The organism is Pseudomonas cremoris, from assembly GCF_014230465.1.
Genome location: NZ_JAAXCY010000015.1, coordinates 103,898 through 126,049 on the forward strand (window position 1 = coordinate 103,898; position 22,152 = coordinate 126,049).

The 22,152-nt window shown below is 62.4% G+C and carries 23 protein-coding genes; 11 read left to right on the forward strand and 12 right to left on the reverse strand.

What is annotated here, in order from left to right; all coding sequences use genetic code 11:
• The first annotated feature begins 142 nt into the window (after nucleotides 1-142).
• Both HF257_RS29780 and HF257_RS29785 read left to right on the forward strand, forming a co-directional pair.
• Entirely contained in the window at nucleotides 143-3,526 is a 3,384-nt protein-coding gene (locus tag HF257_RS29780) for an ATP-binding protein (protein WP_185710280.1), read from the forward strand.
• Nucleotides 3,501-4,166 (forward strand): response regulator, encoded by a 666-nt coding sequence (locus HF257_RS29785; RefSeq protein WP_185710279.1) that lies wholly within the window; start codon nucleotides 3,501-3,503, stop codon nucleotides 4,164-4,166. The genes HF257_RS29780 and HF257_RS29785 overlap by 26 nt, the downstream gene beginning before the upstream one ends.
• Nucleotides 4,167-4,317: 151 nt before the next feature.
• Here the strand turns inward: HF257_RS29785 and HF257_RS29790 are convergent, their stop codons facing one another.
• Nucleotides 4,318-5,148 (reverse strand): IclR family transcriptional regulator, encoded by an 831-nt coding sequence (locus HF257_RS29790; protein WP_185710278.1) that lies wholly within the window; start codon nucleotides 5,146-5,148, stop codon nucleotides 4,318-4,320.
• A gap of 242 nt (nucleotides 5,149-5,390) precedes the next feature.
• Here HF257_RS29790 and HF257_RS29795 point away from each other — a divergent pair, with 242 nt between their 5' ends.
• The 7 genes from HF257_RS29795 to HF257_RS29825 are packed head-to-tail and all read left to right on the forward strand — an operon-like array spanning nucleotide 5,391 to nucleotide 11,830.
• The gene (locus tag HF257_RS29795) at nucleotides 5,391-6,419 is read left to right on the forward strand and encodes an ABC transporter ATP-binding protein (RefSeq protein WP_185710277.1); all 1,029 of its coding nucleotides are present in this window, start codon (nucleotides 5,391-5,393) and stop codon (nucleotides 6,417-6,419) included.
• Nucleotides 6,416-7,261, forward strand: coding sequence for an ABC transporter permease (locus HF257_RS29800; protein WP_185710276.1), 846 nt, complete (start codon nucleotides 6,416-6,418; stop codon nucleotides 7,259-7,261). The genes HF257_RS29795 and HF257_RS29800 overlap by 4 nt, the downstream gene beginning before the upstream one ends.
• Nucleotides 7,262-7,265: 4 nt before the next feature.
• Nucleotides 7,266-8,060: an ABC transporter permease gene (locus HF257_RS29805; protein ID WP_185710275.1), complete on the forward strand. Its 795-nt coding sequence runs from the start codon at nucleotides 7,266-7,268 to the stop codon at nucleotides 8,058-8,060.
• Nucleotides 8,060-8,350: a (2Fe-2S)-binding protein gene (locus tag HF257_RS29810; RefSeq protein ID WP_185710274.1), complete on the forward strand. Its 291-nt coding sequence runs from the start codon at nucleotides 8,060-8,062 to the stop codon at nucleotides 8,348-8,350. The genes HF257_RS29805 and HF257_RS29810 overlap by 1 nt, the downstream gene beginning before the upstream one ends.
• Nucleotides 8,347-9,690 carry an FAD/NAD(P)-dependent oxidoreductase gene (locus tag HF257_RS29815; RefSeq protein ID WP_185710273.1) on the forward strand — a complete coding sequence of 448 codons (1,344 nt, stop codon included), beginning with the start codon at nucleotides 8,347-8,349 and terminating at the stop codon, nucleotides 9,688-9,690. The genes HF257_RS29810 and HF257_RS29815 overlap by 4 nt, the downstream gene beginning before the upstream one ends.
• Nucleotides 9,687-10,784, forward strand: coding sequence for an NAD(P)/FAD-dependent oxidoreductase (locus tag HF257_RS29820; RefSeq protein WP_185710272.1), 1,098 nt, complete (start codon nucleotides 9,687-9,689; stop codon nucleotides 10,782-10,784). Before HF257_RS29815 ends, HF257_RS29820 begins: the two co-directional genes overlap by 4 nt.
• 14 nt (nucleotides 10,785-10,798) lie before the next feature.
• Entirely contained in the window at nucleotides 10,799-11,830 is a 1,032-nt protein-coding gene (locus HF257_RS29825; RefSeq protein ID WP_185710271.1) for an ABC transporter substrate-binding protein, read from the forward strand.
• Here HF257_RS29825 and nadE read toward each other — a convergent pair whose 3' ends face one another.
• The 3 genes from nadE to HF257_RS29840 are packed head-to-tail and all read right to left on the reverse strand — an operon-like array spanning nucleotide 11,831 to nucleotide 14,518.
• Nucleotides 11,831-12,640: an ammonia-dependent NAD(+) synthetase gene (nadE, locus tag HF257_RS29830; RefSeq protein WP_185710270.1), complete on the reverse strand. Its 810-nt coding sequence runs from the start codon at nucleotides 12,638-12,640 to the stop codon at nucleotides 11,831-11,833.
• A gap of 1 nt (nucleotide 12,641) precedes the next feature.
• The gene (gene pncB / locus HF257_RS29835; protein ID WP_185710269.1) at nucleotides 12,642-13,859 is read right to left on the reverse strand and encodes a nicotinate phosphoribosyltransferase; all 1,218 of its coding nucleotides are present in this window, start codon (nucleotides 13,857-13,859) and stop codon (nucleotides 12,642-12,644) included.
• A gap of 11 nt (nucleotides 13,860-13,870) precedes the next feature.
• Nucleotides 13,871-14,518 carry a nicotinamidase gene (locus HF257_RS29840; protein WP_185710268.1) on the reverse strand — a complete coding sequence of 216 codons (648 nt, stop codon included), beginning with the start codon at nucleotides 14,516-14,518 and terminating at the stop codon, nucleotides 13,871-13,873.
• Between the two features lie 146 nt (nucleotides 14,519-14,664).
• Here HF257_RS29840 and HF257_RS29845 point away from each other — a divergent pair, with 146 nt between their 5' ends.
• Nucleotides 14,665-15,357, forward strand: coding sequence for an NUDIX hydrolase (locus HF257_RS29845; protein ID WP_185710267.1), 693 nt, complete (start codon nucleotides 14,665-14,667; stop codon nucleotides 15,355-15,357).
• A 144-nt stretch (nucleotides 15,358-15,501) separates the two neighbouring features.
• Here the strand turns inward: HF257_RS29845 and HF257_RS29850 are convergent, their stop codons facing one another.
• Together HF257_RS29850 and HF257_RS29855 are read right to left on the reverse strand one after the other, a co-directional pair.
• Entirely contained in the window at nucleotides 15,502-16,275 is a 774-nt protein-coding gene (locus HF257_RS29850) for an L-iditol 2-dehydrogenase (RefSeq protein WP_185710266.1), read from the reverse strand.
• 21 nt (nucleotides 16,276-16,296) lie between these two features.
• Nucleotides 16,297-17,556 carry an ABC transporter substrate-binding protein gene (locus HF257_RS29855; RefSeq protein ID WP_408635758.1) on the reverse strand — a complete coding sequence of 420 codons (1,260 nt, stop codon included), beginning with the start codon at nucleotides 17,554-17,556 and terminating at the stop codon, nucleotides 16,297-16,299.
• Between the two features lie 262 nt (nucleotides 17,557-17,818).
• On the opposite strand from HF257_RS29855, the gene HF257_RS29860 reads away from it, so the two are divergent.
• Entirely contained in the window at nucleotides 17,819-18,706 is an 888-nt protein-coding gene (locus HF257_RS29860) for an AraC family transcriptional regulator (protein WP_185710264.1), read from the forward strand.
• 91 nt (nucleotides 18,707-18,797) lie between these two features.
• Here HF257_RS29860 and HF257_RS29865 read toward each other — a convergent pair whose 3' ends face one another.
• The 6 genes from HF257_RS29865 to HF257_RS29890 form a co-directional block, all read right to left on the reverse strand.
• Complete coding sequence (locus tag HF257_RS29865; RefSeq protein WP_185710263.1) at nucleotides 18,798-19,757, reverse strand: quinone oxidoreductase family protein; 960 nt, start codon at nucleotides 19,755-19,757, stop codon at nucleotides 18,798-18,800.
• Nucleotides 19,758-19,785: 28 nt separating this feature from the next.
• Nucleotides 19,786-19,959 (reverse strand): DUF1427 family protein, encoded by a 174-nt coding sequence (locus tag HF257_RS29870; RefSeq protein WP_010564275.1) that lies wholly within the window; start codon nucleotides 19,957-19,959, stop codon nucleotides 19,786-19,788.
• Nucleotides 19,960-20,048: 89 nt separating this feature from the next.
• Nucleotides 20,049-20,813 (reverse strand): AraC family transcriptional regulator, encoded by a 765-nt coding sequence (locus HF257_RS29875; protein WP_185710262.1) that lies wholly within the window; start codon nucleotides 20,811-20,813, stop codon nucleotides 20,049-20,051.
• A 67-nt stretch (nucleotides 20,814-20,880) separates the two neighbouring features.
• Nucleotides 20,881-21,051 (reverse strand): metallothionein, encoded by a 171-nt coding sequence (locus HF257_RS29880; RefSeq protein WP_185710261.1) that lies wholly within the window; start codon nucleotides 21,049-21,051, stop codon nucleotides 20,881-20,883.
• An 87-nt stretch (nucleotides 21,052-21,138) separates the two neighbouring features.
• Nucleotides 21,139-21,594, reverse strand: a complete 456-nt coding sequence (locus tag HF257_RS29885; protein ID WP_185710260.1) for a DMT family transporter — start codon at nucleotides 21,592-21,594, stop codon at nucleotides 21,139-21,141.
• A 4-nt stretch (nucleotides 21,595-21,598) separates the two neighbouring features.
• Nucleotides 21,599-22,087: a DMT family transporter gene (locus HF257_RS29890; RefSeq protein WP_185710259.1), complete on the reverse strand. Its 489-nt coding sequence runs from the start codon at nucleotides 22,085-22,087 to the stop codon at nucleotides 21,599-21,601.
• Nucleotides 22,088-22,152 lie beyond the last annotated feature (65 nt).

A 22,152-nucleotide genomic window follows, 5' to 3' on the forward strand; every position in this document is an offset into this window, starting at 1 on the left:
ACCATTTTCGAGCAGGATCGCGAGCTCCCAGGCACTGGAGATCCCCTGTGGGAGCAAGCCCGCTCCCACATTTAGATCTCAGTGCTTGCAAGGGCATGGAACTTGCTCACCCAATCTCGCCCACCTCCCGGAGCCTCCCACCGTGCACCCTCCTTCCGGCACCCAGCGCATCGTCAAGATCCGCCGCGACTACAACACCTGGGTCGCTGACGAGACCATGGAAGACTACGCCCTGCGCTACACCCCCAAGTCCTTTCGCAAATGGTCGGAGCTGCGCATTGCCAATACGGCGCTGGGCGCGGTGTCGTTCCTGGCGTTGGAGGCCATCGGCGGCGTATTGGCATTGAGCTACGGCTTCACCAACACCTTTTGGGCCATCCTCGCCATCAGCCTGGTGATCTTTCTCACCGGCCTGCCCATCAGCTATTACGCGGCGCGCTACGGTGTGGACATGGATTTGCTCACCCGTGGCGCCGGTTTCGGCTATATCGGTTCCACCATTACCTCGCTGATCTACGCCAGCTTCACGTTCCTGTTCTTTGCCCTGGAAGCGGCGATCATGGCCCTGGCCCTGGAGTTGTATTTCCATATCCCGCTGGCCTTCGCCTATGTGATCTGTTCGCTGCTGGTGATTCCGCTGGTGGCCTACGGCGTGACCCTGATCAGCCGCCTGCAACTGTGGACGCAACCCCTCTGGCTGCTGCTATTGGTGTTGCCCTACGGCTTTGTGTGGTGGAAAAACCCCGACGCCTTCAGCGACTGGACCAGCTTCGTCGGGCGCAGCGGCGATGGCGGCGGGTTCAACCTGCTGGCGTTCTGCGCCGCTTGCACCGTGGCGCTGTCGTTGGTGACGCAGATCGGCGAGCAGGTCGACTACCTGCGCTTTCTGCCGGAAAAAACCGCCGCCAACCGCAAACGCTGGTGGGCCGCCCTGCTCTGCGCCGGCCCCGGCTGGATCATCCCTGGCGCGTTGAAGATGTTCGCCGGTGCGTTCCTGGCGTTTCTCGCCCTGCAACATGAAATCCCCATGGAGCGCGCCGCCGAGCCGACGCAGATGTACCTGGTGGCGTTCCGCTACGTGTTCAGCTCGCCGGAATGGGCCCTCGGCGCCATGGTGCTGTTCGTGTTCATCTCGCAAATGAAGATCAACCTCACCAACGCCTACGCCGGCTCCCTGGCCTGGTCGAACTTCTTTGCCCGCGTGACCCACAGCCACCCCGGCCGCGTGGTGTGGCTGGTGTTCAACGTGGCCATCGCGTTGATGCTGATGGAGCTGGGCGTGTTCGATGTGATCGACCAGGTGCTGGGCCTGTACGCCAATATCGCGATTGCCTGGATCGGCACGCTGGTCGCCGACTTGGTGATCAACAAGCCATTGGGCCTGTCGCCCAAGCACATCGAGTTCAAACGCGCGCACCTCTACGACATCAACCCGGTAGGCGTCGGCTCGATGCTGATCGCCTCGTTGCTGTCGATCCTCGCCCATTTTGGCCTATTCGGCGCGCTGGCCCAGGCGGCACCACCCTTTGTCGCGCTGGGGACGGCCCTGATTATGGCGCCGTTGCTGGCCTGGCTGACCAAGGGCAAGTACTACATTGCCCGCACCAGTGATGCGCAGTTGATTCACCCGGTGGCACCCGCCACCCACGCGGTGTGCGGGCTGTGCAGCAACCCGTTTGAAACAGCGGACATGGCGTTCTGCCCGGCCTACTGCACGCCGATCTGCTCGTTGTGTTGCTCGCTGGATGCGCGCTGCGGTGACCGCTGCAAACCCCACGGACGGCTGGTGAGCCAGTTTGAGGGCGTACTGCGCTGGTTGCTGCCCAATACGATGATGCCGCGCCTGCACACGCGGTTGGCGCACTACCTCGGGTTGCTGCTGGCGCTGGTGCTGATGCTCGCCGGTGCCTTGGCGTTGATCTACGTGCAGGCGGCGCAGGGGTTACCCCACTCGGAGACCTTGTACCAGGCGTTCTTCAAGGCGTTCCTGACCTTATCTGTATTGGCCGCCGTGCTCGCCTGGTGGGTGGTGCTGACCCGCGAAAGCCGTGGTGTGGCCCAGGAAGAATCCGACCGCCAAACCCTGCTGTTGATGCAGGAGATCGACGCCCACAGCCTGACCGACCAGGCGCTGCAACAGGCCAAGGAAGCCTCGGAAGCCGCGAACGCCGCAAAAAGCCGCTACGTCACCGGGCTGTCCCACGAGCTGCGCACGCCGCTCAATAGCATCCTTGGGTTCACCCAGATTCTGCAGCGTGACAGCGCCATGCCCGAGCAGCATCAAGACGCCCTGGCGACGATATTGCGCAGCGGCTCGCACTTGGTGTCGCTGATCGATGGGCTGTTGGATGTGGCCAAGATCGAGGCCGGCAAGTTGCGCCTGGAACTCACCGAAATCCCCTTCCCGGAACTGCTCCACGACCTGGAGCAGATGTTCACGCCCCAGGCCCAGGACAAGGGTTTGCGCTTTCGCCTGGACTGCGTGGGCAAGATCCCGGCGGTGGTGCGCGGCGATGAGAAGCGCGTGCGGCAGATCCTGATCAACCTGTTGGGCAACGCGGTGAACTTCACCGACAGCGGTGAGGTGCGCCTGCGGGTCAGCTACATGCGCGAGACCGCCAACTTTGAAATCATCGACACCGGCATTGGTATCGACCCAGGGCAACTGGAGCGGATTTTCCAGCCGTTCGAACGCGGCGACCTGATGCGCCAGGACAACGGCGTAGGCCTGGGCCTGACCATCACGCGCATGCTCACCGCCTTGATGGGCGGCGAGTTGCGGGTGACCAGCGAACTGGACAAGGGCACCTGCTTCCAGGTGCGGTTGTTCCTGTCGCAAGTGCGCGCACCGCAAGCGGTGGTGCATGTGGAGCACGACATCATCGGCTACCAGGGCGAACGCCGGCGCATCCTGGTGGTAGACGACCACGTGGACCATCGCAAGGTACTCGCCGGCATGCTCACGCCCCTGGGTTTCGAGGTGATCCAGGCGAGCAACGGCCAGGACGCGATTCGCCAGGTGGCGCTGCTGGCACCGGACCTGATCCTGATGGACCTGTCGATGCCGACGCTGGACGGCTATGAAACCAGCCGTCTGATCCGCCGTAATGCGCTGTCCACCGCGCCGATCATCGTGATCTCCGCCAACGCTTTTACCGACGACCGCGAGCGCAGCATTGCCGCGGCCTGCAACGACTACCTGGCCAAGCCGGTGCGCACCCCGGAACTGCTAGGGCGCGTGCAACAGCACCTGGGCTTGCAGTGGTTGCGGCGCACCCAAAGCCGCGTGCCGCCGCCACCGCCCAGCGTATTGCCCAGCCCCGAAGACCTGGCCGAACTCGCCGAACTCAGCGCCATCGGTTATGTGCGCGGCCTGCACGCCAAACTCGACAGCATCCTTGCGCAGCGCCCAGACACCGAGCCGTTCATCAGCAAGGTGCGCGGGCTGCTCAAGGGCTTTCGCCTGGATGAACTCAACCGAACCCTCAAGGAGGCCGAACATGAATGCGCTCACCCACAGCACTGAACCTGGCGTCGTGCTGATCGTCGACGACACGCCGGACAACCTGGCCATGCTCTCGGATGCACTCGACGACGCCGGCTACATGGTGCTAGTGGCCCTCGACGGCCTCAGCGCGCTGAACCGCGTGCAACGCCGGCGCCCGGACCTGATCCTGCTGGACGCAATGATGCCCGGCCTGGACGGCTTCGAAACCTGCCGCCGGCTCAAGGCACAACCGGCCAGCGCGGATATTCCGGTGGTGTTCATGACCGGCCTGACGGACACCAAGCATGTGGTGCAAGGCTTCGAAGTGGGCGGCAGTGACTATGTGACCAAGCCGATCCAGACCGACGAAGTGCTGGCGCGGGTGGCGGCGCATTTGCGTACCTCGCGCATTTTGCTGTCGGCGCGGGAGGCCCGGCAGCCGAGTGTGTTGACGCTGGAGGATGAGCCGGCGCATCGGTTGTTGTCGGCGCGGTTTGCGCTGACGGAGCGCGAGGTGGAGGTGCTGCGGTGGGTGGCGTGCGGTAAGACCAATCGGGATATTGGCGATATTTTGGGGTTGAGTCCGCGGACCGTGAACAAGCATTTGGAGCATGTGTATGTGAAGCTCGGCGTGGAAACACGCACGGCGGCAACATCAGTTGCGTTAGCCGCACTCTGAATGTTGGTGAAGTTCTTCTTGTGGGAGCGGGCTTGTGTGGGAGCGGGCTTGCTCGCGAAGGCGTAGTGTCAGTCAAAGACCTTCTAACTGAACCACCGCCTTCGCGAGCAAGCCCGCTCCCACATTTGATCTGCAGTGTTATGAAAATCGGTTACCCGCCGAAGGCTTGGGAGGGCCTGCGCAACGTCGGATCAAACGGATTGATCCTCGGCCCGATCGCCGCCGCTTCGCGCTTCAACAACTCCACCACCATCGGCAACCGGCTCGGCCCCAGCCGATCACTGATGGTCGCCACACTCAACGCCGCCACCGCGTGCCCATCGCGATTGAGGATCGGCACCGCCAACCCGGCCATGCCTTCCAGCACCCCGGTATTGCGCGCGGCGTAACCCAGGTTGCGCACGTTCTCCACCTCCGAGCGCAACAGCACCTCGTCATACAGGTGAAAGTCCTTGAGCCGTGGCAGGTTGTAGCGGATCACCGTTTCGCGCTCTTCCTCCGGCAGGAACGCCAGGATCGCCAAGCTGCCCTGCCCCACGCCCAACGCGACGCGCCCGCCAATATCGCCGGTGAAGGTGCGGATCGGGTACGGGCCTTCGCTGCGGTCCAGGCAGATCGCGTCAAAGCCGGAGCGCGCCAGCAGGAACAACGAATCGCCCAACGAAGCACTCAGGCGCAACATGCTCGGCCGAACCAGGTCGCGCAGGTTGCCGGTCTTGCCTGCGTTCGCCGCCAGCGCGAAGAACTCCAGGCTCAGGCGATAGCGTTTGCTGCGCGCGTCCTGTTCCACCATGCCTTCGTCCATCAGGCTGCGCAGCAGGCGGTGGGTGGTCGGCTGGGACAGGCCCACCTGTTGCGCCAACTGAGTCACGCGCTCGCCGCCTTCGGGCACCTCGCCCAAGGTGCGCAAGAGCGCAAACAAACGTGACACCCCGCCAGCACCGACTTCTTTGCCGCCGCTATTTCGATCAGTGGAATCCATAGCACCCGTTACCTTGGTAAATTCCGGTGAGTGAATAAAACTGAAAATAATAGTCCGATCAGTGAAATTCCATCTTCCGCCCATCCTAGTCTTCGTCCTAATCTGCGTCCACAGGGGCGAAATGAACAACAACGGCAGCCGACTTTGAGATCGAGCGCCAACGCACCCGCAACACCCTTTTCGCATCTGCCCAAAACAACAAAGCGCGTTTCGACGCGACTTAAAAAAGGTGGAACGCACCCATGGCATTTCTCCAACTCAACGCCTTGAGCAAACGCTACGGCGCCGTCGACGCGGTGGTTGCCACCGACCTTGCGGTGGAAAAAGGCGAGTTCGTGTCCCTGCTCGGCCCCTCGGGCTGCGGCAAGACCACCACCCTGCAAATGATCGCCGGCTTCGTTGATGTCAGCGGCGGCCAGATCCTGCTGGACGGCCGCGACATCACCCACGCCAAGCCCGCCAGCCGTGGCCTGGGCGTGGTGTTCCAAAGCTACGCGCTGTTCCCCCACATGACCGTGCGCGACAACGTCGCCTTCGGCTTGAAGATGCGCAAGGTGCCGGCCACCGAGATCGCCAGCAAGGTCAAGACCGTGCTGGAGCTGGTGCGCCTGGCCCAACACGCCGACCGCTACCCACGCGAACTCTCTGGCGGCCAACGCCAACGCGTCGCCTTGGCACGCGCCTTGGTGATCGAGCCGCCGGTGTTGCTGCTGGATGAACCGCTGTCCAACCTCGACGCCAACCTGCGCGAAGAGATGCAATTCGAGATTCGCCGCATTCAGTGCGCCGTCGGCATCACCACCTTGATGGTCACCCACGACCAGGCGGAGGCGCTGTCCATCAGCGACCGCGTAGTGGTGATGCAAGCCGGGCGCGTCACCCAGATCGACGCGCCGTACAAGCTGTACGAACACCCGCGCACTCGTTTTATCTCGGACTTCGTCGGCAAGGCCAACCTGCTGCCCGGGGACTACGACGAACTGCGCATCCCGCAAGTGCGCCACGCAGGTGGCGACGGCGAACTGACCCTGAGCCTGCGCCCGGAAAAAATCCAGTTGGTGGACGCAGGTACGGGCCGCCTGCAAGGCCAGGTGATCAACCGCTATTTCTTCGGCAGCCAATGGCTGTACCACGTCGACACCGCCTTGGGCGAAGTCACCGTGGTGCGCAGCAACGACGGCAATGCACCGCTGCGTTGCGGCACGGCAGTGGGCCTGGATTGGCACGCGAGCCTGCTGCGGGTATTGGCAGCGGATGAGGTGCACCCATGAGTCGAGGGTATCTGCTGTCGTTGCCGGCCCTGGTGCTGTTTATCGGGCTGCTGATTGTGCCCCTGGGGCTGACATTGGTGCTGTCGTTCAACGTGTTCGACTACCAGCTAGGGGTGAAGGCCGATGAGTGGACCTTTGCTCATTATTGGTCGCTGCTGAGCGATTCGTACTTCTACGGGATTTTCTGGCGCACCTTCTGGATCAGCGCCCTGGTCACCCTGCTGTGCGTGGTGATCGGGGTGCCCGAGGCGTACATCCTCAGCCGCATGGGCACGCCGTGGCGCTCGATTTTCCTGATCCTGATCCTCACGCCACTGCTGATCTCGGTGGTGGTGCGTGCCTTCGGCTGGAGCCTGCTGTTGGGGGCCGATGGGCTGGTGAACCAAACCATCCAGTTCCTCGGCGGGCGCCCGGTGAAACTGCTGTATACGCCGTTCGCGGTGATCATCGCGCTGGTGCACGTGATGCTGCCGTTCATGATCATTCCGGTATGGACTTCCCTGCAAAAGCTCGACCCGTCGGCTGAGCAGGCGGCGTTGTCACTCGGTGCAAGCCAGGCCACGGTGATGCGCAAAATCGTCTTGCCGCAAGTCATGCCTGGAGTGCTGTCCGGCACCCTGATCGTGTTCGGCCTGGCGGCCAGCTCCTTCGCCATCCCCGGCCTGCTGGGCGGGCGACGCCTGAAAATGGTCGCCACCGTGGTGTACGACCAGTACCTGTCGGAACTCAACTGGCCCATGGGCGCGACCATCGCGGTGGTGCTGCTGTTGGTCAACCTGCTGATCATGCTGAGCTGGAACCGCATGGTCGAAGGCCGCTACAAAAAGTCCCTGGGGGTTTAAGCGCATGTCCAGAAACGGTCCTTTGGCCCTCGGTTTCCACGGTTTGGTGGTGCTGTTCATGATGGCCCCGCTGGTGGTGGTGTGCCTGGTGGCGTTCACCCCGGAAAACACCCTGAGCCTGCCCACGTCGGGCTTCTCGCTGCGTTGGTTTCGCGCGGTGTTCGAGCGCGCTGACTTTATCCAGGCGTTCTATAACAGCGTGATCCTGGCGTTCACCGCCGCGAGCCTGGCGACGTTGATCGCGGTGCCGGCGGCATTGGCGATCAGTCGCTATCAGTTTCCGGGGCGCAACTTCTTCAGCGCGTTGTTCCTGTCACCGATCATCATCCCGCACCTGGTGCTGGGGGTGGCGATGCTGCGTTTATTCGCACTGATGGGCGTTAACGGCAGCTTTACCTGGTTGATGCTGGCGCACGTGGTGATCATCACCCCGTACGTGCTGCGCCTGGTGCTGGCAGCGGCCATCGGCATTGACCGCAGTGCCGAACAGGCCGCGGAATCACTAGGTGCCAGCCGCTTTACGCTGTTTCGCCAGATCACCCTGCCGATGATCCTGCCCGGCGTGGCTGGCGGTTGGTTGCTGGCGTTCATCAACAGTTTCGACGAGGTGACGCTGTCGATCTTCGTCAGCTCACCCGCCACGCAAACCCTGCCGGTGCGCATGTACGTGTACGCCACCGAATCCATCGACCCGATGATGGCGGCCGTTTCTGCGTTGGTGATCGCGCTGACCGCCGCCACCATGATTCTGCTGGACCGGGTCTACGGTCTTGACCGCGTATTGGTGGGGAAACATTGATGGCCTTGTTCAAACGCCTGGCCGAGACCCAGCGCCCTGCCGTGGCCTTTACCCTCGACGGCCAACCGGCCAGCGGCTTGCTGGGCGATACCTTGCTGACCGCCGTGCTGACCTGCGCCGAGCACCTGCGTGGCAGTGACTTCAGCGCCGAACGGCGTGCCGGTTTCTGCCTGATGGGCGCGTGCCAGGATTGCTGGGTGCGGCTTGAAGATGGGCGGCGCGTGCGCGCGTGCTCGACGCTGCTGGAGGAAGGCCAGGCGATCAGCCGCGACCTGGGGCGTCAGCCATGAAGCCGGTGGTGATTGTGGGCGCAGGCCCAGCGGGGATCAGCGCGGCGCGCACCCTGCTCGACCACGGCATCAAACCCTGCCTGGTGGATGAGAGCCTGCGCGGCGGCGGGCAGATCTATCGCCGCCAACCGGCAAATTTCCAGCGCTCGGCAAGGCAACTCTATGGCTTTGAGGCGAGCAAGGCCGAGGCCGTACACCGCACCGTGGATGAGCTGGCACCGTTGATCGACTACCGCCCGGAAACCTTGGTGTGGAACGCCGAAGAGGGCCGCCTGGACATGCTCAACAACAGCCACGCCACGAGCATCGAATACGCACAGATCATTGTTGCCACAGGCGCCACCGACCGCATCCTGCCGGTGCCGGGCTGGACCTTGCCCGGCGTGTACAGCCTGGGCGCTGCGCAGATCGCCTTGAAATACCAGGGCTGCGCCATTGGCGAACGCGTTGCGTTTTGTGGCAGCGGGCCGTTGCTTTACCTGGTCGCTTATCAATATGCCAAGGCCGGTGCCAAGGTCGTCGCAGTGCTCGACAGCGCGCCGTTCAGCGCCCAGTGCCGTGCATTACCGGCGCTGCTCGGACAACCGGCGACCTTGGCCAAGGGCGTGTATTACCGCGCCTGGCTGACCGCCCATGGCATTCCTGTGCATCAGGGCGCGACGCTCACGCACATCGACGGTGAGCAACGGGTCAGCGGCATTCGTTGGGGCGATCACACCCTTGAATGTGACGCCGTGGCCTTCGCCCACGCCCTGCGCAGCGAGACCCAACTGGCGGACTTGCTCGGCTGCCAATTCACCTGGAACGCATTGAATCGTGCCTGGTTGCCGCAACGGGACAACGCCGGACGCAGCAGCGTCGAAGGCGTGTACCTGGCGGGTGACGGTGCCGGGATCATGGGCGCCGATGCCGCACAGATGGCCGGTGAACGTGCAGCATTGGCGGTGCTGGAGGACTGCGGTATCGCGATAGATCATCGCCGCCCCGCTGTACTGGAGCAGCAATTGGCAGGCATCCAACGTTTTCGCCAGGGCCTGGAAACCGCGTTCCCCTTCCCCGAACAATGGGCGGCGCAAGCGCCAGATGAGTTGATCCTGTGCCGTTGCGAAGAAGTCAGCGTCGGCGATGTGCGTAAGGTGGTGGATGAAGGCCATTGGGAGATCAATCGGGTCAAGGCCCATTGCCGTGTCGGCATGGGCCGCTGCCAGGGGCGCATGTGCGGGCTGGCGGCAGCGGAAATCGTGGCCGAACGCAGTGGCCGAGCGATTGAACAAGTGGGACGTATGCGCGGCCAGGCACCGATCAAGCCACTGCCGTTTGGCGTGGAGGTGCAGCCATGATCGACGTGATCGTACTCGGCGGCGGCATTGTTGGCGCGTCGGCGGCGTTGATGCTCGCGCAAAAAGGCCAACGCGTGGCGCTGGTGGAGCGTGACTTCTGCGGCTCCCATTCCAGCGGCGTGAATTATGGCGGTGTACGGCGCCAAGGGCGACCTCTGCACCAGTTGTCGCTGTCGCAGCGTGCGCATGAACTGTGGGCCGACTTGCCGGGGTTGATCGGCATCAATGGCGAATATGTGCGTTCAGGCCATTTGAAGTTGGCGCGCAGCCACGCCGATTTTGCCGCGTTGCAGGCCTATGCCGAACAGACTCGGGGGTTTGGCCTGGGTTTGCAGTTGCTGGACTACGCCGAGTTGCGCGCGCGTTTCCCCTGGGTCGGTGATATCGCCGTGGGCGCCTCGTTGTGCCCAGAGGACGGCCATGCCAACCCACGCCTGGTCTCGCCCGCCTTCGCCCGTGCCGCGCAGCGCTGCGGTGCCGACGTGTACGAACAGGCCGAAGTGACTTGCATCGAACATGACAGCCGCCAGTTTCAGGTGCACTGCGCCAATGGCCTGCACCTGCAAGCGCCGTGGCTGCTGAATTGCGCCGGGGCCTGGGCCGGCACCGTCGCCGCGCAGTTTGGCGAAGCGGTACCGATGACCTCGGCGCACCCGGCAATGCTGGTGACCGAGCCGCTGCCGGTGGTGATGAACGTGAGCACCGGCGTCGAAGGCGGCGGCATTTATGCGCGCCAGGTTTCCCGGGGCAATTGCATCCTGGGCGGTGGTCGTGGTTTTGCCTTGGGCCCCGCGCAAGCGCGACCGGGACAAGCCGCCGTCCTGGAGATCCTGCGTAATGCCGGCGAACTGTACCCGTTCCTCAAAGGTGCCCAGGCCATCCGTACCTGGAGCGGCACCGAAGGTTACCTCCCCGATCATGAACCGGTGATCGGGCCCAGCAGCACCCAACCTGGCCTGCTCCACGGTTTCGGCTTTGCCGGCGCCGGGTTCCAGCTTGGTCCCGCCGTCGGTGAAGCCCTGGCAGAGATCGTCTGCACCGGAGCCAGCCGTCACCCCATCGAAGCGTTTTCCATCCGTCGTTTCCAAGCCTGAGAGGAAAAACACCCATGAACCCACGTATTGCGCTGTCCTGCTTGTCCCTCGCCCTGCTCGCCTCCACCGCCCATGCAGCGCCCACGCTGTACCTGGGCATGAACGGCGGCACCATGGAACGGGTGTACGCCGACAAGGTGCTGCCCGCGTTCGAAAAGGCCAATAACGTCAAGGTGGTGATCGTGCCCGGCACCTCGTCGGACATTCTCGCCAAGGTCCAGGCCAACAAAGACAACCCGCAGATGCACGTGATGTTCCTCGACGACGGCATCATGTACCGCGCAATTTCCATGGGCCTGTGCGACACGCTCGCACCAAGCCCGACCCTGGACCAGATTCCCGCCAAAGCGAAGATCAAGGAACAGGCGGTGGCCGTCACCCTCGGCGTCACCGGCCTGGGTTACAACGCCAAGATGTTCAAGGAAAAAGGCTGGGCCGCCCCCACTTCCTGGATGGACCTGGCCGACCCGCGTTTCAAGGAAAAAGTGGTGTTCCAATCCCTGGCTTCGTCCACCTTCGGCCTGCACGGTTTCCTGATGTTCAACCGCATCCAGGGCGGCGACGAGACCAACGTCGAGCCCGGCTTCAAGGCCTGGCCAAAGACCATCGGCCCCAATGTGCTGGAATACATCGCCAGCTCGGCGAAAATCTCCGAGATGGTGCAAACCGACGAAGCGGCGATTTTCCCGCTGACCCCGACCCAGGTCACCACCCAGAAACTGCTGGGTATCCCGATGGAATATGCGCAACCCAAGGAAGGCGCAGTGGTGCTCAACGTGGCCGAATGCGTGATCGCCCGCAACGACCAACCGGAACTGGCGCAGAAACTCGCGGCCTACCTGCTCACCGCCGAGGCCCAGGCACCGGCGCTGGAGGAAGGTGACCAGATCCCTTCGAACCCGACCACGCCGACCACCGACAAGACCCGCGCGCGGGTGGAAGCGATGCAGGGTTACCTGCAGACCGCGATCTCGATTGACTGGGACCAGGTCAACCAGGCGCGGCCCGAGTGGAATGCGCGGTGGAGCCGTTCTATCGAGCGCTGATCAGAGCGGCGCAAGCGGCAGCGCACGTTTGTGCGCGGTCTTGCCGTACGCGTCCTCCACAATCACTCTCACCCGCTCGCTCACCGGTTCGCCCATCAGGTACGCGTCAATCTCTGCGTACGTGCAACCATAGGCATGCTCATCCAGCTTACCCGGCACCAATTCTTCAAGGTCGGCGGTGGGGTGTTTGTGGACCAGGTTATCCGGTGCACCAAGGGCCGTGGCCAGCAGGCGGACCTGGGTCTTGGTCAGTCCCGACAGCGGTGTGAGGTCGCAGGCGCCGTCGCCGAATTTGGTGAAGAATCCCATCAGCGCTTCGGCGCCGTGATCAGTGCCAACCACCAGGCCGTGGTGCAGGTTGGCCACGGCGTACTGGGCGATCATCCGCGTGCGTGCCTTGACGTTGCCCTTGATGAAGTCGACATGGGCGGCGCTGGCTTCGCTGGCAGTGAGGCTGGCCATGAGGCCGTCGACACTGGCGGCGATGTTCAGGGTGTCGACCTGGTCGGGGGTGATGAAGTCCAGGGAAGCTTGGGCATCGCTTTCGTCGGCCTGGGTTTTATAGGGCAGGCGCATGGCGATAAAGCGCGCGGCGTAACCTTCATCGCGCATCTGCTCCACTGCCAGTTGGCAAAGGCGACCGGCGGTCAGGGAGTCGACACCACCACTGATGCCCAGCACCAGGGCCTTGCAGCCAGAACCACGCAATGTGGCTTTGATAAAGTCGATGCGCCGCTGAATCTCCTCGGCTTCACCACCTTGCACCAGTTGCCGATTGATATTGAGTTCCCGTGCGATACGTTGTTGCATGTCACACCTCCACATTGCCGACGTTGAACACCTGGGCTGCGTACTGCAAAAACGAGGCGTCTTCGCAGACATTCTTGATCGGGTCGTCGGAGAACTTCACCACCGGTTCAGCGTGCACCCGCACCAGTTTCATCACGATGCTCAGCGGTTCCACTCCCTCCACATCGCACGCCAGGCTGGTGCCCATACCAAACCCGAACTTGGCCTTGCCCCGCACGTGACGCAGGATCGGCAGGCATTTTTCGAAGTTCAGGCCGTCAGAGAACATCAAGTCCTTGGTCATCGGATCGATGCCCAGCTGCTTGTAGCGCGCCAGCACCTTGTCGGCCCAGGCAATCGGGTCGCCGGAGTCCTGGCGCAGGCCGTCATAGAGCTTGGCGAAGTACAGGTCAAAGTCCTTGAGGAAAAAGTCGGTGCTGATGCAATCGGTCAAGGCGATGCCGAGGCGACCACGGTATTCACGCACCCAGTTTTCCAGGGCGGCGTTCTGGCTCTCGCGCAGGCGCCCTAGTTGCTGGTGCACCATCAGCCATTGGTGGGCCATGGTGCCGATCAGCGGCAGGTCGAACTCATAAGCCAGGTGTGCGTTGCTGGTGCCGACAAACTGGCCGGGAAAGTCGCGCCGCATGATGTCGACCACTTCACGCTGGGCCTTGAACGACAGGCGCCGGCGGGTAGAGAAGTCGGACACGCGCAGGTCGGCCAACTCGTCACGGCTGAGGTTTTTCTCCAGCCAGTCGAATTTCTGGTAGAGCTTGCGGGTGACGTCCTCCAGGGTTACGTCCGGGTATTTGTCGCGGTTGCGCAGTTCGCTGACCAGGGCCAACACCGGTTGTTCGAACATGATGCAGTGCAGCATTGGGCCGATGACGCGAATGTTCAGCTGGCCGTCGATTTCGCTGACGTGGATATAACGCAGGTTGAAGCGGAACAGGCCCAGGAAGCGCTCGTAGTCCGGCGTGAGGTATTCGCGAAAGCGCGGGTTGAACAGGAAGCGCAACTCGCCCTCACGCATGTGCAGGCCCGCGAGCTTTTCCAGTTCGTCACGCAGTTGCGGGATCAAGTGGCCGAGCTTTTCCCTGGAGCGCACGATGAAGTTGTATTCCACATCGACGTTAGGGTACTGGTGCAACACGGCCTGCATCATGGTGAAGGTGTAGTAGTCGGTGTCGAGCAAGCCCTGGATCACCGGGGACTCGTAGTCGTAGGCACTTTCCATGGTAGGTCTCCTTAACGCGTGGCCTGTGCTGCCAGTTCTTCACGAGTGCGGCTGATGACGGCACCCGCCTTGAGCAGATCGTTGACGGCCTGGATGCCGCCCTCCTCGCTGATACCTCGGCAAGCCGGCAGGTGCAGTACCACCTCGAAACCGGCCTTGAGCAATTGCAAAGCGGTGGTCTTGACGCAGTAGTCCAGGGCCAGCCCGCCGACGATCACCCGAACCACACCATGGGCCCTCAGGTATTCGATGACGCCCGTCGACAGCTTGTCGTGCAGGTCGTGGAAGCACGCGCCGTAAGGGTGCAGGTCGGGCTCGACACCTTTCCAGATGAAATAGTCGTAGTCGTACGGAGTGGGCAACTCGTCGAGCAGGGTGAAGCCCTCGGTGCCCGGTACGCAGTGGCTGACCCAGGTGACATCGGCGTGGGCCAGGCCGGTGGGTTGCAGCATCTCGCTGTGCTGCGACACCACCCAGGGCGCGTACGGGGTGTGGGCGTCCTTGCTGCCAATACGGTGGCCGGCGAGGCTGGCCATGTAGTTGAGCTCGGCGCCGATCTGGTCGCCACCGGCCACCGGCAACTCGTTGGGGCACAGAGGCGTGAAGCTCTTTTGGGCGTCGACGTCGAATGAAGCAAGGGCGGTTTTCGCGAGGGTCATGGCGGTTCTCCTGTGGCCTGGAAACAAAAGTACACGTCATGTACTTTCATTGCAAGATACATTTAGTTATCTATGCTGGTGGCAGTACATGACATATCTGCTCGATCCGTTAGACTGTGCTCCGCCACTGTTCATAAGGACCCCACATGCCACTTAGCGCCTACCTGCACACCGTCGACCTGTGCGTACTGTTTTACTGCCGCGTCTCCGGTGAGTTGAAGCTGTTACTGAATAAGCGCGACGCCGACCCCTTCGCTGGGCATTGGGCGCTGCCAGGCGTGGTGGTCAATGGTGGCGTGCAAGACCTGAGCCTCAAGGATGCGGTGGAGCGCTTGCGCGCAAGTGACAAGGTGGGCTTCAAGCTGGCCTGGCACGAACAGGTGGGCACGGTGGGCGACGCGTTTCGCGACCCGCGCTGCTGGTCGTCGTCCACTTACTACCTGGCGATCGTGGCGGATGAGGTGGAGTTGGCTGAGCACCAGGCCTGGTTCACGCTGGAGGCCGTGGCCGATGGCAGCATCAAGCTGCCGTTCGATCACAACCTGATCGTCGCGGCGGTGCAGGAGCGGCTGTTGTCCAAGTCGCTGTACAGCAGCTTGCCGCTGATGTTCCTGGGTAACGAATTCAGTGCGCCGGAAGCCACCGCGATTTTTTCCCGGGTGCTGGCACGGCCGGTGTTGAAGACCAGTATTCGCCAGCGTCTGTTGAAACTGACCGAGGCGGGGTATTTGCGTGAGACCGGGCGCAAGAAGCAAGGCGAGGGAGGCCGGCCGCAGGCGACGGTGGAGGTTTTGAAGCCTGGAGACGTCTACTTCTTTGATCGCAGTTTCGCTGACTAGCCCAAACCTCAAGAACAATGAAAATCCAGTGTGGGAGCGGGCTTGCTCGCGAATGAGGTGTGTCAGCTACAGATCAGTGGGCTGATCCACCGCATTCGCGAGCAAGCCCGCTCCCACAGTGGATCTCCTTTGCCTGGACGGCCGTTAGTTCATCCAGTTGCCGCCATCGACGTTGTAGGTCTGGGCGACCACATAATCGGCATCGGTGGAGGCGAGAAAAATCGCCATCCCCGTCAAATCCTGCGCCGTGCCCATTCGCCCAAACGGCACCTCCTCCCCTACCCGCTTCTTCTTCTCGCCCGGTGCCAGCCCTTCATACCGGGCGAACAACGCATCCACGCCATCCCAATGTTCGCCATCCACCACACCGGGGGCAATCGCATTGACGTTGATGCCCTGCTTGATCAGGTTCAACCCGGCCGACTGTGTAAGGCTGATCACCGCCGCCTTGGTCGCGCAATACACCGCCACCAACGGCTCGCCACGCCGCCCGGCCTGGCTGGCCATGTTGATGATCTTGCCGCCATGGCCCTGGCGGATCATCTGCCGCGCCGCCGCCTGTAGGGTGAAGAGCGTTCCGGCAACGTTGATCGAGAACAGCCGATCAAAGCTGTCGCGAGTGATGTCGACGATGGGTGCCAAGTCGAACAATGCGGCGTTGTTGATCAGGATATCCAGCTTGCCGGCGTGGGCAACCACCGCGGCAATCGCGTCATCGATGGAGGTTTGGTCGGTGACATCCATCGCCACCGCGTAGGCCTGCGGCCCCAACTCAGCGACCGTGGCCTGGGCCCGTTGCAGGTTGATGTCGGCAATGGCGACCGTCGCGCCTTCATTGATGTAGGCCTGGGCAAAGGCCCGACCAATTCCGCGCGCAGACCCTGTGATCAGCGCGCTTTTACCTTCCAGTCGTTTCATGGGGTACATGTCCCTTTAAAGTTATTTGGGATAACCGGCGCGTTTCATCTCGCGCTCGGTGGTGGACTGGGCTTCCAGCAAGGCCTGGTCAACCGACATGCCGCCGGTGAGCGCCGCCGAGAACAGTTTGCCCACCGAGGTGCCGATGGCCTGGAACTCGGGAATGGTCACGTACTGGATACCCACGTACGGCACCGGTTTGGCCGACGGGTGCGCGGGGTCGGCGTGTTTCATCATCTCCAGGGTCACCTGCGCGAACGGCGCGGCCTTCAGGTAGGCGTCGTTGTAGGTGGACTGGCGAGTGCCCGGCGGTACGTTGGTGATGCCCTCTTTATCGGCGACCAGTTGGATGTAGTCCTTGGAAGTTGCCCAGGTGATAAAGGCCTTGGCCGCGTCCTTGTGCTTGGACGTCGCCGGAATCGCCAGGGACCAGGCGTACAGCCACGACGAGCCTTTGTCGGTGACTTCGGTCGGCGCGGCGGCGAAACCGACGCTGTCGGCGACCTTGCTTTGGCTCTTGTCGGTGGTGAAGGAACCGGCGACGCTGGCATCCACCCAGATCGCGCATTTGCCGCTGTTGAACAGCGCCAGGGTTTCGTTGAAACCGTTGCTGGACACGCCCGGCGGGCCGTATTGCTTGAGGGTATTGACGTAGAAGTTGGCGGCGGCGGTCCACTCGGGGCTGGTCAGCTCAGGCTTCCATTGCTCATCGAACCAGCGCGCGCCAAAGGCGTTGGCCATGGTGCTCAACAAGGCGATGTTTTCACCCCAGCCCGCTTTGCCGCGCAGGCACATGCCGTATTGGTCCTTGTCCCTGGCCGTCAGCTTGGCGGCGAACTCACCGAGCTGGGACCAGGTGGGGTGCGCGGGCATGCTCAGGCCGGCTTGCTTGAACAGGTCGGTGCGGTAATACGTGACAGTGCTTTCGCCATAGAACGGCAAGGCGTACAGGGTGTTGTTGACCGACAGGCCTTGGCGCACCGAGGGGAAGATATCGTCGGCGTCATAGTCGGCCGGCAATTGGGTCAAGGGTTCCAGCCAGTGCTTGGCACCCCAGAGCGGGGTTTCGTAGGTGCCGATGGTCAGCACGTCGAACTGGCCGCCTTGGGTGGCGATGTCGGTGGTCAGGCGCTGGCGCAGCACGTTCTCTTCGAGCACAACCCAGTTGAGTTTGATGTCCGGGTGCTGCGCTTCAAAGACCTTGGACAGGCGCTGCATACGGATCATGTCGCTGTTGTTGACCGTGGCAATGGTGACGGTGTCGGCAGCGTGGCTGGGCATGGCCAGCGCCAGGCCGGAAAGCAGGAACAACGCTTGCGGGAACTTGAACATAGCGGTTTCTACCTGTTTTTTTTGTTGTTGAGGGCCGATTACAGCAGCTTGCCTGGCCCCTCACAAACGCCTGGCGGATGCTCGACTGATACTTTTTTAACTTCCGCCTTCAAGTTAAAAAAGTATCAGTCCCGCATGAAAGCGGGGGTAGCGCACACCGGACCTGGGCGCGTATTTTGAAGCGATTCCAAGAATCATAAGAAGCCTCGCCATGCCTGCCAGCCGCGCCCAGCTGTTCGAGCACCGCCCCGCCGAACTCGAAGTGATCCTGCCCGAACCGGACCACTGCTTCCGCTGGTTCGAACACGACTACCCCTACGACCTGGCGCGCTGGAACCACCACCCCGAATTCGAAATCCACCTGATCCGCCAAGGCAGCGGCAAACTGGTGGCGGGCGACTACATCGGCGCATTCAGCGCCGGGCATGTGGCGCTGATCGGCCCGGACCTGCCCCACGATTGGATCGGCGAACTGGCGCCTGGCGAATACCTGAGCGGTCGCGACGTGGTGCTGCAATTTGACGGCGCCGCCCTCCTCGCCTTACGCAAGGCCCTGCCGGAGCTTGGCAATTTGCAGCCATTGTTCGAGCAGGCCCGGCGCGGCCTGGAATTCAGCGGCGACACGGCAGCAAACGCGGCGCGCCTGATGGAAAGCATCGGTCACGCCCAGGGCCTGCAACGGTTGATCCTGTTCCTGCAACTGCTCAACGTGTTGAGAAATGCCCCGCCCGCGCAAACGAAGGCCCTGGCCAGCCCTTGCTACGCGCCGACGCTGGATGCGCGCAGTGCCGAGCGTATCAACCAGGCGTTCGATTACCTGATGCGTGAACTGACCGGCGACGTGCGCCTATCCGTCATCGCCCAGCAATTGGAGATGAGCGAGCCGGGCTTCTCGCGCTTTTTCAAGCGCAACACTGGCCACGGGTTTATCGACCTGATGCGCAAGTTTCGCGTGCAGCGTGCCTGCAGGCTGTTGCTGCAAAGCGAGATGTCGGTGGCGGCTATCTGCTTTGAGGTGGGTTACGCCAACCTGTCCAACTTCAACCGGCACTTCCGGATAGAAATGGGCCAGACACCTAGCGAATACCGACGATCCTGAAAAACTGATCTTCTTGGAAAAAGGCGTCCCGAAGCCAAATAAAAATCAAAATGTGGGAGCTGGCTTGCCTGCTCCCACATTTATCACCCTGTCAGGGCAGGAAGATGATTTTATCTGCGCTGCCGCTGTTCACGTCCTCATAGCTCTGCACGCCATCCGCCAAGGCCACTTCCCGTAAACCAGTCGGCAATGGCAACGACCCTTCATCAAAGTACCGCCCAAACTGCTCCAGCATCACCGCGCACTGTTCGCAGTTGTAGAGTAATGAATTGATCCCCACCACCGAACCACCCTTGCGGTACAGCGCCAGGGCCGGCAGTTGCACATGTCCATCCACGGGCGCTGCGATGATGGCGATGCGACCGAACGGTGCCAGGCCTGCAACCGCAGCGGGCAACCAAAACCCGGTGGTATCGAAGATCACATCGGCGCCGCCCTTGAACACGGCATTGACTTGCGTACCCAACGCTTCAGGCTGGCCCAGGGCAATCGCTTCAAACCCCTGGCCCTGCAACACCTCGAGCTGCTCCGGCCGACGCACCGCCGCCAGCACCTGGGCACCGCGGATTTTCGCCAAGGCCAGGGTTGCGCTGCCCACGGCCCCATTGGCCCCGATCACCAGCAACCGCGTGCCCTTTGTCACGCCGCTGCGCTCCAGGGCATCCCAAGCGGTGGTGTACGGCACACCCAGGCTGGCGGCCTGGGCAAAACTCAAATGGGTTGGTTTGTGCGCCACGCCCTTGGCCGACACGGTGAGGTACTGGGCGTGGGAACCGTCGGCAAAAAAGCCCAGGTCGCGACCGGTGCCCCAAACTTCCTGCCCAACCAGCGCCGGCGGGCCCTCGACCACAACACCCGCGAAGTCACGACCGGGAATGCGCGGCAGTGTGGTGTAGGGAAAACGACCCAGTACGTTTTTGACATCGCTGGGGTTGAGTCCAGCGGCTTTGATCTGTACCAGGACTTCACCGGCAGCCGGTACCGGAGTGGCGACGTCGACGAAACTGAGGTGGGCGAGATCGCCAGTGGCGGAGAATTGCAGTGCTTTCATGGCCAATATCCATCGAAGGGAAAAGAAATCAGGACAACCAACCGCTGACCAACTGGCGCCCCATGGGCCAGAGTTTTTCGCCCAGCAGCATGCCCATCAGGCCCACCAGGGCGATGGCCGGCGGTGCGGGTGAGCGGAAGTCCAAGGCGCCGTAGATCACGCCGACAAACAAGCCGATGGCGAGGGAGATCAGGTAGTTCATGAGAGCAGCGCCTTGTGGGTTGATGGGCTCAGTGTAGAGAGCCCAATCCTGAAGTACCGGCCAAGTACTTCAGGATTTCGGCCAAATCCTCAACCCCGGTAGTGCGAGGGTGCCACCCCCAGCTCACGCCGGAACATGTCGCTGAAACTGCTGGGCGAATAGCCAAGGGAGCGGGCAATGCCGCTGACTGGCTCGCCCTGGATCAACTCTGCCACCGCCGTGGCCAGTTGCACTTGGCGACGCCATTCGGCAAAGCCCATGCCCAGGGTGGTCTGGAACAGCCGCGCCAAGGTGCGCACACTGGCACCGGCTGTTTCGGCGTGGTGCTCGAAAGAAATCTCCAGCGACGGTGCGGCCATGACAGCCTGGCAGGCATTGATCAGGCGGCGGTCGCCGTCTACTGGCATGGCGATGCGGATTTGCGAGCGGCGTGCCCGTTGCAGTTCCAGCAGGGCCAGGCCAACCACCGCGTCGTAGTAGGCAGAATCCCCGCCATCGCCCTCATCCACCAGCGTGACGATCAGCTCGCGCAGCAGCCCACCCACTTCAATCACCTGCACCTGGCTGTCCAACGTTGCCGCCAATGCCGGACGCAGGTAGATGTTGCGCATCTGCAGATCCGACACCACGCGAATCCCATGCTCCACGCCGGGCGGCAGCCACACCGCACGTTGCGGCGGCACTACCAGCGCTTCGCGCGGGGTCTCGACCCACATCACGCCGCTCATTGCATAAAGCAACTGGCCCCAGTCGTGGCTATGGGGCTCTATATGCAAACCACGCGGGTAGGTGCGCGCCAAGGGCTGCACGGGGACGGCGTGATCACTGAGGTCGGGGGGCGCAGCCAAGGCCATGGGGAGCACATCTAGCTAGGGTGAGCGGCCATGGTAATGACCGCCACCCGACAAGCCGAGAGAATTTTCAGCCATGTGCCGACTTGGCGCACTCACAGCCGGTCGCAGCCGCGCAGGGCTCACCATGGGCATGGTGCTCGGCGCAGCCTTTGCAGCAATAACTCTTACCGTCTTTCATTACGGCGTTCTTGCCCACCACACATTTGCAGTGAGGGCAGGCACAGGTTTTATCGGGCATGGTCAGACTCCTTTTTCATGGTCGTCCAGGTGCGGCGAGCGCCGCACCTTAAGCAGTGACTATAGGCAAGGAATCACGTTGCACCGGTCAATCCGCCCGGCGGGTATTGCTGCGGTACATGAACACCAGCGCCAGTGCCAACAAGAGCATCGCCACGACACGGCTGCCGGACAGTTCGATGGCAGGGTTGCCCAGCCAACCAAAGTTGTCGATGAGCATGCCCATGCCCAGTTGCCCGACGATCACCGCCACCGTGGCGACTGCCGTGCCCACGACCGGCACGGCGCCGACCATCACCATCATGTACACCACGCCGAACAAGGCACCGGTCAACTGCCACTTTGGAACATCCAGCAGGCTGCTGGCCTGGGCGGGCTCGAAGAAGAAAATCAACAACGCCGTCGTCAATGCACCCACGGCAAACGTCAGCAGGCTGCTGCGCAACACGCCCACGGTCTGGCCCAGGCGCCCATTGATCGCCGCCTGCACACTCAATACCGCGCCGGCGGCAATCACCAGTACCAATAACAGAATCAGATTCATCGCCTTACCCTCGTGCAATCAGAACAAGTGCCGCCACAATCAACGCCAGGGCGATCCAGCGTTCACCGTTGACCCGTTTGCGAGCCGTGCCGAACCAGCCGAAATGGTCGATCAACACGCTCTTGCCGACTTGGCCAGAAAGTATCGCGATCATGGTCATGGCAATTCCGATATGGGGCGTGGCCAGGGTCAGCACCACCACGTACATGGGCCCCAGGAACCCGCCGATCAGTTGCCAGCGCGGCAAGTCAGTCAGCGCCGGGCCCTTTTGCGGGCCGCTGAATAGCAACAGCAAATACAGGATCGCCGAGCCCACGCCGAAGATGCTCAACGTCGCCCACAAATGCCCGACCTGTACGCCCAATGGCCCAAGCAAACCGGCCTCGACCGACAAGCCCATGCCCGCCAGGATAACCAACGGCAACAACAGCAACCGCAAGCCGTTTTTTTTCGGCGTGGCCTGCGCCACACCCTCGATGGAACTCGCCTGCATACATCACCTGCACTTCAATAAAGAAAACATGGCGCGCATTATCCGGTGGCCGTGCTGTGCGATAA